The sequence below is a fragment of the Priestia sp. FSL W8-0524 genome (assembly GCF_038005965.1).
GTDB classification, from domain to species: domain Bacteria; phylum Bacillota; class Bacilli; order Bacillales; family Bacillaceae_H; genus Priestia; species Priestia zanthoxyli.
Window position 1 is genome coordinate 3,186,479 of record NZ_JBBOUG010000001.1, and the last position, 15,140, is coordinate 3,201,618.

Consider the following 15,140-nt stretch of genomic DNA (forward strand, 5'->3'; position numbering starts at 1 on the left):
CGCTGATATCATTTTAAATGATACCTCTCTTAGTATTACCTATTATATCCTTTTTTCGATCGAAGATATAATAAAAGATGTTGAGAGAAAGGAAGGTTAAGAGAAATGAACGATTTTAAAAATAAAGTATTTATTATTACCGGCGGCGGCACTGGTGTAGGTAAAGCAACGGCTTTAAAGCTAGCTGACATGGGCGCGAAACTTGTTATCAACTACAGCAACTCAGAAACAGAAGCGAAAAAAGTTGTGGAGGAGATTACTGAAAAAGGAGGCATCGCGTTTGCTTTTAAAGCGAACGTAGCCAACGAGCACGAAGTGAATGAAATGATTCATCAAACCATTACACGATTCGAACGGTTAGATGGATTAGTGAATAATGCTAGTATTACAGCTCAAATTCCGATGAATGACTTAGAGTCTGCAACGGATGACGTATGGGATTCTTTATATGATGTAAACGTAAAAGGCATGTTTCACTGTGTAAAAGCAGCCGTTCCACATATGAAAAAGCAAAAGTCAGGAACGATTGTTAATGTAGGAAGCGTTGCGGGTACAACTGGAATCGGCTCATCTATTCCCTATGCAGCCACAAAAGCAGCAATTCATACGATGACGAAGTCGTTAGCGATTGCCTTAGCACCCCATATTCGAGTCAACTGCATCTCTCCTGGAGCAGTCGACACAAGATGGTGGGCTGGCAACGAAGATAAAATGTATCAGCTGGCAGGAAATTTACCTCTTCAGCGCATATCTTCTCCTGAAGATATCGCAGATGCTATTCTGTTTCAGTTAAACCAAGAGTCTGTGACGGGCCAAGTGTTTACGATTGATAACGGGCAAACTCTTTAAGCATACGTGAATTTCCCTAAAAATAAACCCCACTACTAGCAAAAACTAATAGTGGGGTTCTAACAAGGCTACTGATTCAATCTCTCTTTCCCCAGTGAAAATCCTTCAAACAGCCTGCCTCCGTATGGTTCTAATACTTTATCAACCAGTTGAATCACTTTATCTTTACTCCCTGTTTTATAAAAGGTATCGAATGCCTCCACAAACTCTTTACTAAAGCCCTTATTGTAGTTATTTAAAGACCGTATAATCCATTTAGAATCCCCGATCCAATGACCGTTTGTCCTTAACACAAATTCGTGCGTTATGTAAGCGAGCGTATTGGCAATAAAAAGAGCTTCACCTGTATTTGAAGAACCGATTAAATCATCCAAGGCATCGCTTATAAAATATCTTTTTAATCTGATCGTCTCTTCCGACCATCTTTCCGGGCCTTTTTCTAGTAATTGTGCAGCTTCTTTTTTTATAGACTGCACCACTCCTTTATCTACTAAAATAATTCCCTCGGAAATCATTCTCGGCAGTGACGGTCTAGCCCTTTTGCAGTCGCTTTTAAAAAAGGCTTGGTATGAAGTCAGATTATGAGCAAAAACTTCAATAGGCCATCCAAATTCAATGAGTGACTCCCTAAAAGAAGAAATAAGACTATCGTCAAAAATAACAAGATCAAGGTCGGACGTATGTGTAGCCTCTCCTCTCACTACACTTCCAGCAAGTAATGCGCCTTGACAGTTAGGGTAATGCTTAAAAATAAATTGTGCAGCTGCTTGCAGCGGTTCTAACCTTTTTAGCTCTTTCATCGTATTCCTCCAGAAAATGATATACATTGTTTTTCTGGTTAGAACGTGGAAATTCCTTTAACAATCAGTTTTTATTTAACCTTTCTGAACATGTCTACCGTATTTACTTTTAGTTACCGTCATTTAAATGACTCTTTTATCCAAGTTCCCTCTTGCCTTAAAGTATACTTTAACGTTTAAGCTAGTTTTATAGTTTTTAAAATACAAAAAAGGGGAAACACTATGCTAATTAAAAGAATAACGGTGCAACTTTCCGGTGGACTTCTAGCTAGACATACAGCTTTGTTTGTACGCGAAGCGTGTTCGTTTCAAAGTGATATTTTTCTTGGTAAAGATGGAAAATGTGTAAGTGGAAAAAGCATCATGAAGGTAATGGCTTTGGCTGTTAAGAAAGGAGATGAAATAACACTGCTGACAAATGGAGTTGATGAACAAGCTGCCGCTCGCACCCTTGAAGAATTTCTTTTAACTAAACATAGATAGAAAGCTGCCATGCTATTCCTTCCTTTCCTTTTTTCATAAAGTCATAGAACGAAATTTTTTTCAAAAAACTCTTGCTTTAAAGTCGACTTTAACGTTTAAGCTAGTATTGTAGTTTTTAAATACATCAAGCGTAGTCAGTGAATGCACGTTTAGTAGCAACTGGTTATGTTTAATACGAAAGGATTGTGTTTTTACTTATGTGTAATAATCATCAACATACAACAACATCACGTGTTTTAAGTGCACCGCACGCAAAGGCAAAATTTGAAAATACGACAATTGAACGCAGAGAACTGCGAGCAGACGACGTTTTAATTGATATTAAGTTTAGCGGTATCTGTCACTCTGATATTCATAGTGCATTTGATGAGTGGGGCGGCGGGATGTTCCCGATGGTTCCTGGTCACGAAATCGCAGGAGTGGTTGAAGCGGTTGGCGAAAACGTAACAAAATACAAGGTTGGCGATCGCGTAGGCGTTGGATGTTTCGTTGACTCTTGCGGAGAGTGCGAGTACTGTGTGAACGGTGACGAGCAATACTGTACAAAAGGCGTTGTTCAAACGTACAATTCATTGGATTACGACGGAAACCGTACATACGGCGGCTACAGCCAAAAAATCGTCGTAAAAGAAGGATTCGTTGTTCGTATTCCTGATAACTTAAGTATGGATGCAGCAAGTCCGCTTCTATGCGCAGGGATTACAACATTTTCTCCATTAAAGCACTGGAATGCTGGTCCTGGCAAAAAAGTGGCGATCGTGGGAATGGGCGGCCTTGGACATGTAGCGATTCAATTTGCACATGCAATGGGTGCTGAAGTGACGGTATTGAGCCGTTCTAACAATAAAAAAGAAGAAGCGCTAAGCTTTGGTGCGGATCATTATTTTGCAACGAGTGATGAGACGACGTTCACTGAATTAGCAGGTCGCTTTGACCTTATCTTAAACACGGTATCGGCTAACTTAAACGTAGATCAATACTTATCATTACTTCGCGTAGATGGAACGCTTGTTAACGTTGGTGCACCGGCTAACCCAGATCAATATAGCGTATTCTCCCTTATCATGGGACGTCGCAGCATTGCGGGTTCACTTGTAGGCGGCATTCGTGAAACACAAGAAATGCTTGATTTTGCGGCTGAACACGGCGTTGCTCCTATGATCGAAGTTATCGATGCAAATCAAGTAGACGAAGCGTATGAGCGCGTTCTTCGCAGCGACGTTCGCTATCGATTTGTTATTGACATTTCTACACTGTAAGTTTAGAAAAAAGCGGGCAGCTAATTGGATTAGCTGCCCGCTTTTTATTTCTTTATAAAATAAAAAACAAACGGTAAATTAGGCTTTAGATGAAAGCTCTTCCCGGTACTTTTGCTCTAATTTATCATAGTAGTCAATTTTCGTTTCCACTTTTCTAAAAGCTGCGTCCAGCTCTCTTTGTTTTTCCATCATTTTCTCTCTATGCTTTTCAAATATCTGCTTGCGCAAACCGATTGTATCATCACCTTCTTGTGTTAATTCAACAATTTTACGTAACTCTAAAAGAGAGATGTCTGTTTTTCGTAAGCAAATAATAAATTCCAGCCACTCGATATCCGACTCGCTAAAAATACGATTTCCGTTTTCGTCTCTTTTTATAAAAGGCAAAAGCCCTTGCTGCTCGTAGTATCGAAGCGTATGCGTAGGCAGCCCTACCTTTGCAGCGGCCTCTTTAATATGATATTCCATTCCACTATACCCTCCATCGCCATTCTTAGTACGGCGTTTGCTTTATGTATCTAAGCTTCCCTTTTCAAGGGTGCTTTCAACTCATCTTCTAGGTTTCTACTATACGATATATATAATCAAATCCCCTATTTTCTTTGCTATGAGATAACTGTATAAATAGTATCATAAACATTAAAGCAAACGTGAAGGCAACTTATAAAGAGCTGCCGTGAAATCAGCAGCTCTTTTCATTTATATATAAAATACGATTAATCTGCGGCCATCACTTTACTTAGTTCATTTAATAAATAATCCAGGGTTTGACTGATTCGAACTGTATTACGACTTGTAAGACCTTCTGTAAGTCCCAACATAACCATGTGCTCTCTTGCTGTTTCGATTTCTGTCATTAAGACTTGCATGACAACTCCTTTATACCACTTCACAGCTCATCACCCCTTTTTACTATACATATATCTCATATGCGGCAATCTTAAACCTATCATACAGGTTTTTGGGGGTGAATAGCGAGTTTTAGACCTTCAACAGCTGTATTTTTTATGAAGTAAATATACTAATATACTTATTGAAATAGAAAGTATCACTCCACTTACTACTAGAAGTGAAGAAAAGGCCCCCTAAATGGAGGTCTTTTCTTATTTCTTATAAAGCAGTCTAATACAAAGCCTTAGCCTTTAAAATATTCTCGGTAATACGAACCTTTCTCACACTCTATCTCATAGCGCAGCCTCGTTTGCTTCCTGTAAAGCTCTTCGGACAGCTCATTAAATTCACCTTCTGTGATAGATCCATGAATTAAATTGTTGAATAAATTATTAAGATGTTCAGTTAATTCTTGAAGTTTTTTTTCTTTCAATGAACGTCACCCTTTAAAATAATTTTCATCTTCTAAAATTATATCAAATAAAACGTTTTCATACGATATATTTTTTACTGAATTATCGTATTAAAGTGATGAAAGTATTTTTTAACCACCGAAAAACAATCAAAGAGCTCAGAGAAATCATTAATTACATGATTTGGGCAAAAAATAAGTGGATAAAGACCGCGGACAAAAAGGCAAATGGTATCAACCGTTTTGACAAAAGCATAGGATGAAAAGAAAAATGAAACGAGAAAAGGAGAATGAGTATGCACTATGCACCTTATTATCATCAGTGGCAGACCCCAGTGTACTATGGCTGGCAGCCATATAGTTATTATGTGCCGAATCACTATCACACCAGCGAACAGTTTCAACAAAGAAACGGTAAATTAAAGGACTACGGACCAAGGCCATTTGTTATTAACATTAATGAAGCGTCAAAGCAAAACAATACGTACCGCACTGCTTTATGGACGGGAACACATTTACAAGTGACGCTAATGAGTCTCAAGCCCGGTGAAGATATCGGCTTAGAAATCCACCCTAACGTTGATCAATTCCTGCGCATTGAACAAGGGCAAGGCGTTGTTCAAATGGGCAAAAGTAAAAACAACCTAACCTTTAAACGAAAAGTCTACGATGATGATGCGATATTTATCCCTGCCGGAACGTGGCATGATCTCACTAATACGGGTACCACTCCGCTAAAGCTTTACTCCATCTACGCTCCTCCAAACCATCCGTTTGGCACAGTTCATGTGACAAAAGCAAATGCCTTAGCTGAAGAACATTAACTAACATAAGCTCGCTAGAAAATCGGTGTACTACCTTTTCTAGCGAGCTTTTTTTAACTTGCTATACATAAAGGGTTTTATAGCCAAAGAAAGAATTATAGAATAAACGAACCTTTTTAAACAGCTTAAAATAACTGAAAGGCAAACGGGCGATGAAATTATTTTATAAAATTCCTAAATCAAACGTAAATCCTTTCCTTAAACTAGCAAGAAAAGTTCTATATATATCGGTAGAAGCAGTCATTATGACTATGCTTGTGATTAAATCTTTTACTGTGGCTTATGAAAACGACATAAATTTAATTCTCAGGCAGCTAAATGAACTAAAAGCTTCGATTGGCGGATTTGGCATAAACGAAGCTCTATTTTGGTTTATGATAAAATGCAGTATTTGTACCATCGTTACATTTGATATTTGCTTATATTTTCGAAAAAAGCTAAAAAGAAACAAAAGAGGTTTATGACTTATACGCTAAAGCTTTTATATTGGACCGCTGTTAATTTCCGTACAAGGCTTCGCTTTCCGCGGGCGGTCGATGAGCCTCCTCGTCGCTTGCGCTCCTGCGGGGTCTCACCTGTTCCGCTTTTCCCGCAGGAGTCTTCGCCTTGCCCTCCAATCAACAGCTAGAAGCATTTAAACACATGAAACCTACATTCAGCATACCAATAAAAAACCGAACAAGTTGGATTCACAATCAAGAATCAAACTCGTTCGGATCTTCCTTTAGCAAAAATACTTTTGCCCCAGCTCCATTTTTAATAGAAAAATAATAAAAGTAGAGGCATATCACGCCTCTACTTTCTGTTTAAAAATCTACATCGATATCTTCTTGAATGGTTCCGGTCACTTTTTCACTTTTAATTAATTGACCTTCTTTAAACGTTTCTTCCTCATCTGTAACGGGCTTCAGCTGCTTATAAGAAGGAACTGACGCAGAGCCAAGCTCTTTTTTAAGCAAGTGAATTTCTCCTAACAGCTCGCTTCTCAATGAATGAACTAACGATTGAAAATCTTCTTCGCGGCTGTCTTTCTGCCCGTTTTGTTCCACAAGCTTCGCTACATAATCCTGAAGTTCATTTGCCTGCGAGGACTCATATTCCTCACGATTTGCAGCAAAACGTGAATTCATTTCTTGTTTTAGCAAGTCAATTTCGCCCAACAGCTCTTTTCGAAGTGAATGAACGAGCGACTCGACTTCATCTTTTTTATTCATTTTTTGCAAGTCTTGCTGTATGAGTCTCACTATATAGTCCTGCAGCTCGTTTGCCTGCTGTTTTTCTTTTAGAAATGAAGACACTTCTGACGGAATGTCAGCAGTTTCAATTGTAAAACTTGCATGTTCATCTCTATTACTTACGGTCTTTCCCCTTGCTCCCATCATATCTGCTGATAGATTCCCAGCTGTTAGAAACGCATTTGATAATAAGTAAAATGGTGCAGCCACCTGGGAGCTTAGCTGACCGTACCAATCGTCTAGTGCTTCCTTAAGGCGAGTGTGTTGATGACTCATGTATGGCTCCCCCTTTTTAAGCGTGAACCGCTGCGTTTGTTTCATGTCTGCTTAAAATTTCAAGACCGTATAAATTTAACTTTCGTGTCTCCGGCAAGAAAAGATGGTTTTCTTCTCTGATTTCTTCCCCATACATGTTATCAATCTGCTCTGCAATAAACTGTTGAAGGATAGGAGCCAGTCCTCCAATATAAATATATTTATAGACTTTATCTTTTGGCGATGGAAATAGATTTTCAACTTTTGTTAATAAAATTTGCGTGTATTCTCTAAGCGAAGCGTGAATAGGCTCCGTGAGATCGACTTTTTTCCCGCTGTTGCCGTCTCTTTGCTCCATTTTTGCTTTATGGATATTGGCAATAATAAATTCTTCTAATGAACGAACATCATCAAAATACTCAAGCAGCTTTTCATTTCTTAGCTTTTCAATATGCTTCAAATATGAAATATCCGTAAGACACTTCAACGAATTTCTGCTTTTAGGAGCTTGAAGTCCTGCAGGAAGCAGTGCCAGGTCAACCGTACCTCCGCCCAAATCTACAATCAATGTTTCAAAATGTTTGAATGTATTTGCTTCTTCTCTATCTTGTAATTCAAAATCTTTTTTGATCGCCCAGCGAGCCACTTCGCTTTCAATACGGCATTTGCTCGTTTCAATGTTCACAGTGACCGTTTTTTCTAACCCAGGAGTCAATACCGTTACTGTATGCTCTCCTTGAAAACGTTCGGCCATCTTCTGCTGCATTTCACTGAATTTATTTGTTTTCTTAAGCAGCCAAATCGGAAGCATAGTCGAGAAAAAATTAATCGCCACATGATTATCCTCTTTGTCTTTTCCTTTAAGTATGTTGTAATAAGCAACTGAAGCTAAAAACATTACATAAGGAATATCAGATTCAGTTTTATTATGTAACTTATTAATATGGATATTGCCTAGCACGTGTTTCTCTGCGGCGTCTCCTACTAAATAATACTTTTCAACCCCTTCAATTGTGGTAGAAATCAGTAAATTTTGAAGAAGTAATTCCGGTTCATTTACACTTGAAGGAAAATGCCCCTCTGCCTGATCTTTTGTGATTTCTACTACGTTTGTAGGAATTTCATAGTAATAACCATCCACTAGCGTTTGAAAAATTGAGTTACCAAAATCAACGTTTTGACGTTTGATATCCATCCTTGTTTCTCCCCTTTATCTTTTCGTGACAACACTAATAAGTATATATTTTCCTCATTTGTTTGTCTAAGTATTTAAATAATTTATGTTATTCGAAATTGACAATTAATTAATTTTAGACGGCTACTGTAATTGAAAAGCGCTTGAAATGCTTCTTTTTACCAGTACCCCTTTTTACAAAGAATGTAACATGTGACGCTGTGACTTCCCCTTAAATTTTTCGTAATATAAGCCGTTCTTTTATTTTTTAGAGACACGAGAAAATAAAGAGGTGGAAACATAATTAAATCAACCCAATCGAAAGACGAACAAATGAGATAAATGAGTTGGACTGCTTTTTACACCGCTGGTGATTTCCGTGCAGGACTTCGCTTTCCGCGGGCGGCCGGTGAGCCTCCTCGTCGCTTATGCTCCTGCGGGGTCTCACCTGTTCCGCTTTTCCCGCAGGAGTCTTCGTCTTGCCCTCCAATCACCAGCTAGAAGCAGCTACATACATGAAACCTACGTTCACCATAACAACAAAAAAACCCGAACCATCAATCAAATTAATGGTTCGGGTTTAACTTCAACTAACATACTTTGTCTAAGCCTCTTACTTTTTTTACTTATTGAAAAGGCCATTTGTTTGGTTTTCTTTGCGGATTTTCTGGCAGTTTACTGAAGCCTATTTCTTCAAGACCTTTTTCTAGCGTTGCTCTTGTTTTGATTGTTCCAAAATCGACGCCTAAATCAACAACGGTTTGCGCGATTTCCGGACGTATTCCAGTAATCATCGTTTTAGTGCCGATAAGCTGTAAGGCTTTTACAATTTGAAAAATATTGTCCGCTACCATCGTATCGACGATCAAAACACCTGAAATATCAAATATTAAATAACTCAGCTGCAGCTGAGCGCTTTTTTCTAAAGCCGTTTCCATAATAAGCTGCGAACGATGCGTATCAATTTGTCCAACGATTGGCATCACAGCGATTCCTTCAGAAAGAGGAACGATGGGAACTGATAATTCTTCTAGCGCTGCATAAGCTCGTTTTATGGTTTCGGTATTATGTTCTTCATAGATCTCGACAAATATATGATTAAGCTCATCAAGCATCGGATCAATTTTTTTACTTACATCAAGCATCGTAATAGGAGCAAACTGCTTCTGCTGCAGCTCTTCTGTAAAAACGCCCCATATCACTGTTCGAAACAGCGCGAGTGATTTTAACGTTTGACTCAACGAAAGTCCGTTTTCCACAGCCACTTTTCCTATATCTGTACCCCACTGAATGATTTTCTTTAAAACGACCGAGTGCTCTTCGAATAACGACTCGCCTAAATACTCAATGAGTTCTGCTCTCCATTTTAAAACTTCGCTTTCTTCATGGTAAACAAGCTTCCGCTTATATTCAGAGTCCATCAGATCAGAAAATTGTATCGCTAATTCCTGTTTATTATCGATAATTTTCTTCCCTATATATAACAACTCATCCCTCATTTTTTTCTTTATCTCCTTTAGTTAGCAGAATTAACGATTACATTTTATAACAATAGTTATATCACAGACAATATAAAAATATAACCGAAATGAAAAAATTGTTAAGCCCTCCCTATTTGCTTTTCCCGACTCTTCTAATCGGTATAACGATCATAAAAATGATTGAGATTTCAGCGTTTGGGTAAAAACCTATTAAGAAATTATTTCTATACTTATGAGGGGGATTTATCAATGAGCAAACATAAAGGAACCGTTAAATCGTTCAATGAACCAAAAGGATCTGGATTTATCACACCCGAGGACGGATCAAAAGAAGTGTTCGTTCACTCTAATGCGATCGACCGTGAGGAATATAAAAACCTGTCAGAAGGACAAAAAGTAGAGTTTGAAATCCAAGAAGGAGCTAAAGGACCCAGCGCTATAAAAGTACACCCTGTTGACTAATAGAGTGACATTTACATACAGGTTATGAGTAGACTCTCGAATCGAATACTCTTCGAATAAAAACACCTCTTCGACTTTCGTTCGAACGAGGTGTCTTTTATGATGCAAATACTTCTACATTCAAAATTAGTTACTAGTGGCTATTAAAAAACACAGTTCTAAAGTTGTCGGACAAGTATCCAAACATTTCCTCTATGAGTGAATACAGTATAGAGTACTGCAAAGAAAGGGTGATTATTATAAAAAAGTATTATTTCCATTACAATGATAAAGATGATAAATATTATGTAGAAAAATCTTATCCTCACAGGAAGAAAGCTTCCCTTAACAATAAGAAAGAGCAGCATCAAGAAGATGCTCCTGAGGAAGCACGCGGCTGGGCTTATGGTCACGAAGAAGATAGCTCTGAAGAATCACAAGTTTGGACTTATGGACGCGCAGAGGATTTGTATGAGGAGTCACATGATTGGGCTTCTAAATGTAAAGAAGATAAAGACAAAAAAGGAAGCACGCGGGAGTCAGCATTTAGAGCGCTCAATTTAACGATGCCTCAAAATGTTCCTGCAAATACGTTTGTAAAAGCCGTTTTTCCAACTGAACAATTTGATTTAGCAAATGAATATAACCCGATTACTTCTACCTTCCGCCCCAAAAAAGATGGCGTATATTCCATCATTGCTACAATTGGATTCTCTCCTAACGACCAGATGCTAGATTATAGAACTCGCATTGAAATACGTGTAAATGGGACAACCGCTATTGCTATCGATAACGATTTCTTTGGCGGGAACACACCGTTTGTTAATGCGGTATCCGTTTCTACTATTTATAATTTAGAAGCTGGAGACCGCGTTGAAGTTTTTGTTCAAAGCAGCATAGCCGGTACAATCGTCACATCCGAAGATGGCTCACATTTTGAAGCAGCAAGATTTCCTTCTCCAACAAACAACTAAACAAATGGAACATTAGCTTTTAGAGAAAAGTATGAATCCCCTTTTGCAGATAGCTTCATATCTCAAAAAAGGGGATTTGTACTAAATTCAGTGATCTAACGGCAGAAAATTTTTTAAGCGTTGGTATTTACATAATTTTTTAATAGATTTATTACATTTTCTTGTCCATTCTCTATCGCTACATCAAGCGGCGTTTGATCATCATCTTTTTTCACCTGAATCTGAGCTCCGTTTTCAACTAAAAGTTTGACGATGTCTTCTGCGCCGAGCAGGGCAGCTTCGTGAAGGCTTGTCCATCCGCCGCTTTGCTTGGCGTTGCTGTCTGCACCGCCCTGTAATAAAATCTCTACCACTTTTGTCTGTTTATTGGCAACAGCTGCGTGAAGCGGCATATTTTCATTGCTATTTTTCGCCCGAGCTTTCATGTTCGCTCCTAATGATAGCAATAGTTTTACAGTTTCTTCTTTCCCAAAATACGAGGCTAAGTGAAGCGGTGTCCATCCGTCTAAATTAAATTCATTAATAAGTGCAGGGTTTTCACCAATCAAAACTTTTATTTCTTCATTATTTCCACTCATTGCGGCCTGTGTAAGTTCTTCCATTCTATCCATATGCCATTCCCCCATATAAAAGATGAATTACTTATCCTTCCATTTTATCACATATAACTGGAAAATAAGCGAATCGTATTTCTAATGAAGAGGCTAAAAATTATGTACGTCTACGTCATCTGCTGCTCTACCTCACTCACGCTTGCTTCGCTAACTTTTCCGTTACGCTGCCAAGCTCTTCAACTAACTCACTTAAAAATTCCGCCGTTTGGTCGATAGTCTGCAGCGATTCCAGCTGACGCACGGAAGCAGAAGAAATGCTGCTGCTACTTGCCGCTGATTGGTTCGCAAAAGCGGTCATCTCGCTGACGGCATGGAGCACCTGCGTAGATCCGGCTGCTATTTGCTGTGCGGAAGCAGCCGTTTGCTGAATTTGTTCGTGAACGTACGCAGATGCGTCGGCGATTCGATTAAAAACATTTTCCGCTTCGTTGGCTAGTAAAATACCGTTTTTTACATCAGCAGTTCCTGATTGAATGAATGCTACGGCTTGAAACGTTTCTTGCTGAATATGCTGAATGAGTCTTGCTACTTGTTCGGCTGACTGATTGGATTGTTCTGCAAGTTTGCGAACTTCCGCTGCTACGACCGCAAACCCTTTACCATGTTCGCCTGCGCGCGCTGCTTCAATTGCAGCATTTAGCGCCAGTAGATTTGTTTGTGCAGCAATGCCTGAAATCACACTCATAATATCGTTGATTTCTGCAGAACGTTCTTTTAACTGATGAATAACGCTAGCTGCATGCTGAACAGAAGAATCGATTGTATGAATTTGTTGAATGGCTTCTTGAATTTTTTCTTTTCCCTGCACGGCTTCATTTGCTGTTTGATCAGAAGCTTCGCTGACTGCCGCTGAAGCCTCGGCTATTTTGGTTACGCCTTGCGTCATCTCTTCTAGAAACTCACTGCTTTTTTGAGCCATTATTACCTGCTGGTCCGCTCCTGCGGCTAGTTCTTGCATTGAAGCCGTCGTATGATGACTCGCTGCTTGCGATTCTTCTAAGCTTTCCTTTAAGTCAGCAACCGTTTGTCTTACCTGACCATTCGTTTCATGCAGCTTTTTCATCATGTCATAAATGATGTGCTGCTTTTGTTTATTTTGCTGCTGAAGCTGTTCTGTGTATTTTTTCTTTGAAGTAATTTGCCAAGCGGTTGCCCCTGATGTAAAAATCAGATAAGCGGCGTGAAGGCAAAGCATCGAAAAGGAATAAGAAGACGTTCCGAAAATAATCGGTGTAAAAAATGGCACGAAAAATCCCACTAGATGCTCGACGACAAAAATACCCGTCATTAACAATAATAGCTTTACATTTTCATAGTAGGAAAGAATGGCTATCACCATAAAAATTGAAAAGTGATACTCAACCATTCCTCCTCCGCCTATAACCGTGCTGATGCTTGAAAACGTGAGCGTTAGCGTCACAAACGCAGGTACTAGCTCATGCTTTTTAACATACAGTACAAGCAGCACACCAAGAAAAACAATAGGAAGCATCAAAAAGATCAATGACACTTCGCCTGGCGCTGAATTATGTTCCATCGACATGCCGGACATCTTCATCGGCCAAATACGATGAATGATATGTATGAGCAGAGAAAGTATCACTGCTCCGCTTGATAAAACAACCATTAATTTATGTTTATTCATATTTATCCTTTCTATATTAAACAATACTTTCTTTATCTATAGAATCGGCTACAGATTGGTTTTTTTTATAGAAATTCACGTTATTTTTCCCCTGTCGTTTTCCTTCGTACAGCGCTTGATCCGCCTGTTTTAGCAGTTCTTGAAACGACTCTCCGTTTTCTGGATAATAAGCGGCTCCAATGGTCGATGTAGCTGTAAAAATGCAGGATTCAATACTCCATTCTTTTTGAAGCTCTCGGTGAATTCGTTCCATGATCTGCTGGATTTCCTCGCGCCTTTCAATGTGCCGAAGCAAGATAACAAATTCATCTCCTCCGAGGCGATAAGCTTCGTCACATGTGCGAATGCAAGACGTTAAGCGATGTGCGTACTGGATTAAAAATGCATCGCCGATATCATGACCAAATTGATCGTTCACTTCTTTAAAATTATCACAGTCTAAAAACAGCAGGCCAAATCTTTCCTTTTGCTCGATCGCAGCCTGCACTTGTTTTTGCAGCATCATTCGATTCGGCACCCCCGTCAAACTGTCATGAAACGCCTTAAACTTCAGCTGATTTTCTAGGTTTTTTTGCGCAGTAATATCAGTTTGAATCAGCACGTAGCTTGAGATTCGGTGATGAATATCGGTCAGCGGAACGATGGTCTTATGGCTCCACACGATGACGCCTTCTTTTGTTATGCTTTTGACTTGCCCTCTCCAAACCTTTCCTTGGCCAATACTTTCAAGAACCCGAAGGTCATAGCTTACATCAAATAACTTGTATGATTGTCCGATTAGCTCTTCTTTTTCATAGCCAAATATTGTACAGAACATATCATTGACATACCTAATCGTTCCATATGGATCCAGGACGCTTACGATTGCGGACTCATCAAGGGCATACTTCATGTTTGCTAAATCTTTCACCGTGTTTTCCAGCTTTATTTCAGCTACCTTTTCTTTCGTAACGTCCTGAGCAATCAAGTAAATACCCATCCATTCATTTTCCACGATGATGGGCACGTTTGTAACATATAAATAAATCATTCCTTTTTCTTTGTGCCACGCTTGGATTTCTTTGCTGTAGCTTTGGTCGTATATGATGTGATGCAAAGGCAAAGCACGGACATCAATCTTCAGCTCTTTTAGAAGCTGCATGTAAGAACTATTGATGATCTCTTGCGTATCGTAGCCGAACATTTGCTCACAGGCAGGATTTGCTTGAACAATTTTACCGCTTAAATCCATCATACATATGGCGTTTTCATGGTTCATAAAAAGCGACTTATACCGCTCCATACTTTGGGCTAAATCTTTTTTTAACTTTTGGATATTTTTACTCATCACTAATAAGTGCGTACTATTGTCGGTATCATCAAAAATGGGGGTAAGCGTTGTTTCAAACGCTTCAGCTGCATCTGAGAAGGTATTTATGTCATGGTAGGTAACTGGCTTTTTTGTTTCCATCGCTTTTATATAGTAAGGGTAAAGGGAGTGATACGCCCGCTCAGGGAGTACGCTTTCTAGCCGCATGCCCGCTTCTCCTTGGTACCGTACAAGCTTAGCAGCCGCTTTATTCATTTTTTTATAATAAAGATGCTGGTTCTTTACTTCCGCCAAAAAAACCAGCTCATTCATTTGATCAAAATAAAATTCAAACATATGATCTTTCAACATGATAGGATGCATCTCCTTCGTTTTTTCACAGATGAACGCCCCCTGTACTTTACACTTCTGTATGAAATATACACTAGATCTTTTCACACACAAACTCAACTTTAAATGTACAAACAGTAGTTCTTTTGTATCATTACCTACCC

Annotated in this window: 18 protein-coding genes; 6 read left to right on the forward strand and 12 right to left on the reverse strand. The window is 39.0% G+C overall.

What is annotated here, in order from left to right; translation table 11 throughout:
* Positions 1–105: 105 nt before the first annotated feature.
* A complete protein-coding gene (locus tag NST66_RS16605; protein ID WP_088048609.1) occupies positions 106–849 on the forward strand; it encodes an SDR family NAD(P)-dependent oxidoreductase in 744 nt (247 codons plus the stop codon).
* A 68-nt stretch (positions 850–917) separates the two neighbouring features.
* Here the strand turns inward: NST66_RS16605 and NST66_RS16610 are convergent, their stop codons facing one another.
* A complete protein-coding gene (locus NST66_RS16610; protein WP_071272461.1) occupies positions 918–1,649 on the reverse strand; it encodes a nucleotidyltransferase domain-containing protein in 732 nt (243 codons plus the stop codon).
* A 222-nt stretch (positions 1,650–1,871) separates the two neighbouring features.
* On the opposite strand from NST66_RS16610, the gene NST66_RS16615 reads away from it, so the two are divergent.
* Entirely contained in the window at positions 1,872–2,132 is a 261-nt protein-coding gene (locus tag NST66_RS16615; protein ID WP_049165740.1) for an HPr family phosphocarrier protein, read from the forward strand.
* 197 nt (positions 2,133–2,329) lie between these two features.
* Positions 2,330–3,391, forward strand: a complete 1,062-nt coding sequence (locus NST66_RS16620) for an NAD(P)-dependent alcohol dehydrogenase (RefSeq protein ID WP_013058175.1) — start codon at positions 2,330–2,332, stop codon at positions 3,389–3,391.
* A 78-nt stretch (positions 3,392–3,469) separates the two neighbouring features.
* Here NST66_RS16620 and NST66_RS16625 read toward each other — a convergent pair whose 3' ends face one another.
* The 3 genes from NST66_RS16625 to NST66_RS16635 form a co-directional block, all read right to left on the reverse strand.
* Positions 3,470–3,859, reverse strand: coding sequence for a MerR family transcriptional regulator (locus tag NST66_RS16625; RefSeq protein ID WP_028414679.1), 390 nt, complete (start codon positions 3,857–3,859; stop codon positions 3,470–3,472).
* A gap of 248 nt (positions 3,860–4,107) precedes the next feature.
* Positions 4,108–4,284 (reverse strand): aspartyl-phosphate phosphatase Spo0E family protein, encoded by a 177-nt coding sequence (locus NST66_RS16630; protein ID WP_223260221.1) that lies wholly within the window; start codon positions 4,282–4,284, stop codon positions 4,108–4,110.
* Between the two features lie 242 nt (positions 4,285–4,526).
* Complete coding sequence (locus NST66_RS16635; protein WP_028414680.1) at positions 4,527–4,715, reverse strand: hypothetical protein; 189 nt, start codon at positions 4,713–4,715, stop codon at positions 4,527–4,529.
* Between the two features lie 275 nt (positions 4,716–4,990).
* On the opposite strand from NST66_RS16635, the gene NST66_RS16640 reads away from it, so the two are divergent.
* The gene (locus NST66_RS16640) at positions 4,991–5,518 is read left to right on the forward strand and encodes a cupin domain-containing protein (RefSeq protein ID WP_049165744.1); all 528 of its coding nucleotides are present in this window, start codon (positions 4,991–4,993) and stop codon (positions 5,516–5,518) included.
* Positions 5,519–5,983: 465 nt separating this feature from the next.
* Here NST66_RS16640 and NST66_RS16645 read toward each other — a convergent pair whose 3' ends face one another.
* From NST66_RS16645 to NST66_RS16665, 5 genes are all read right to left on the reverse strand, one after another.
* Positions 5,984–6,139: a hypothetical protein gene (locus tag NST66_RS16645; protein ID WP_186807063.1), complete on the reverse strand. Its 156-nt coding sequence runs from the start codon at positions 6,137–6,139 to the stop codon at positions 5,984–5,986.
* 185 nt (positions 6,140–6,324) lie between these two features.
* Positions 6,325–7,029: a hypothetical protein gene (locus NST66_RS16650; RefSeq protein ID WP_049165748.1), complete on the reverse strand. Its 705-nt coding sequence runs from the start codon at positions 7,027–7,029 to the stop codon at positions 6,325–6,327.
* A 16-nt stretch (positions 7,030–7,045) separates the two neighbouring features.
* Positions 7,046–8,203, reverse strand: a complete 1,158-nt coding sequence (locus NST66_RS16655) for a ParM/StbA family protein (protein ID WP_340843550.1) — start codon at positions 8,201–8,203, stop codon at positions 7,046–7,048.
* A gap of 338 nt (positions 8,204–8,541) precedes the next feature.
* Positions 8,542–8,676, reverse strand: coding sequence for a hypothetical protein (locus NST66_RS16660; RefSeq protein ID WP_255256570.1), 135 nt, complete (start codon positions 8,674–8,676; stop codon positions 8,542–8,544).
* A 132-nt stretch (positions 8,677–8,808) separates the two neighbouring features.
* The gene (locus NST66_RS16665; RefSeq protein ID WP_228307354.1) at positions 8,809–9,681 is read right to left on the reverse strand and encodes an STAS domain-containing protein; all 873 of its coding nucleotides are present in this window, start codon (positions 9,679–9,681) and stop codon (positions 8,809–8,811) included.
* 231 nt (positions 9,682–9,912) lie between these two features.
* On the opposite strand from NST66_RS16665, the gene NST66_RS16670 reads away from it, so the two are divergent.
* Positions 9,913–10,125: a cold-shock protein gene (locus NST66_RS16670; protein WP_049165754.1), complete on the forward strand. Its 213-nt coding sequence runs from the start codon at positions 9,913–9,915 to the stop codon at positions 10,123–10,125.
* A gap of 446 nt (positions 10,126–10,571) precedes the next feature.
* Positions 10,572–11,078: a hypothetical protein gene (locus tag NST66_RS16675; protein WP_028414687.1), complete on the forward strand. Its 507-nt coding sequence runs from the start codon at positions 10,572–10,574 to the stop codon at positions 11,076–11,078.
* 113 nt (positions 11,079–11,191) lie between these two features.
* Here the strand turns inward: NST66_RS16675 and NST66_RS16680 are convergent, their stop codons facing one another.
* From NST66_RS16680 to NST66_RS16690, 3 genes are all read right to left on the reverse strand, one after another.
* Positions 11,192–11,689 carry an ankyrin repeat domain-containing protein gene (locus NST66_RS16680; RefSeq protein ID WP_028414688.1) on the reverse strand — a complete coding sequence of 166 codons (498 nt, stop codon included), beginning with the start codon at positions 11,687–11,689 and terminating at the stop codon, positions 11,192–11,194.
* 136 nt (positions 11,690–11,825) lie between these two features.
* On the reverse strand, positions 11,826–13,337 hold the full coding sequence (locus NST66_RS16685; protein WP_049165757.1) for a methyl-accepting chemotaxis protein: 1,512 nt from the start codon (positions 13,335–13,337) through the stop codon (positions 11,826–11,828).
* Positions 13,338–13,353: 16 nt separating this feature from the next.
* Positions 13,354–14,997 carry a sensor domain-containing diguanylate cyclase gene (locus tag NST66_RS16690; RefSeq protein ID WP_034328140.1) on the reverse strand — a complete coding sequence of 548 codons (1,644 nt, stop codon included), beginning with the start codon at positions 14,995–14,997 and terminating at the stop codon, positions 13,354–13,356.
* Positions 14,998–15,140 lie beyond the last annotated feature (143 nt).

Bases quoted from the DNA above. Each gene is read 5' to 3' on its own strand.
- NST66_RS16680 (WP_028414688.1), bottom strand. From the start codon at position 11,689: ATGGATAGAATGGAAGAACTTACACAGGCCGCAATGAGTGGAAATAAT.
- NST66_RS16625 (WP_028414679.1), bottom strand. From the start codon at position 3,859: ATGGAATATCATATTAAAGAGGCCGCTGCAAAGGTAGGGCTGCCTACG.
- NST66_RS16690 (WP_034328140.1), bottom strand. From the start codon at position 14,997: ATGTTGAAAGATCATATGTTTGAATTTTATTTTGATCAAATGAATGAG.
- NST66_RS16665 (WP_228307354.1), bottom strand. From the start codon at position 9,681: ATGAGGGATGAGTTGTTATATATAGGGAAGAAAATTATCGATAATAAA.
- NST66_RS16605 (WP_088048609.1), top strand. From the start codon at position 106: ATGAACGATTTTAAAAATAAAGTATTTATTATTACCGGCGGCGGCACT.
- NST66_RS16610 (WP_071272461.1), bottom strand. From the start codon at position 1,649: ATGAAAGAGCTAAAAAGGTTAGAACCGCTGCAAGCAGCTGCACAATTT.
- NST66_RS16685 (WP_049165757.1), bottom strand. From the start codon at position 13,337: ATGAATAAACATAAATTAATGGTTGTTTTATCAAGCGGAGCAGTGATA.
- NST66_RS16650 (WP_049165748.1), bottom strand. From the start codon at position 7,029: ATGAGTCATCAACACACTCGCCTTAAGGAAGCACTAGACGATTGGTAC.
- NST66_RS16615 (WP_049165740.1), top strand. From the start codon at position 1,872: ATGCTAATTAAAAGAATAACGGTGCAACTTTCCGGTGGACTTCTAGCT.
- NST66_RS16670 (WP_049165754.1), top strand. From the start codon at position 9,913: ATGAGCAAACATAAAGGAACCGTTAAATCGTTCAATGAACCAAAAGGA.
- NST66_RS16620 (WP_013058175.1), top strand. From the start codon at position 2,330: ATGTGTAATAATCATCAACATACAACAACATCACGTGTTTTAAGTGCA.
- NST66_RS16655 (WP_340843550.1), bottom strand. From the start codon at position 8,203: ATGGATATCAAACGTCAAAACGTTGATTTTGGTAACTCAATTTTTCAA.
- NST66_RS16640 (WP_049165744.1), top strand. From the start codon at position 4,991: ATGCACTATGCACCTTATTATCATCAGTGGCAGACCCCAGTGTACTAT.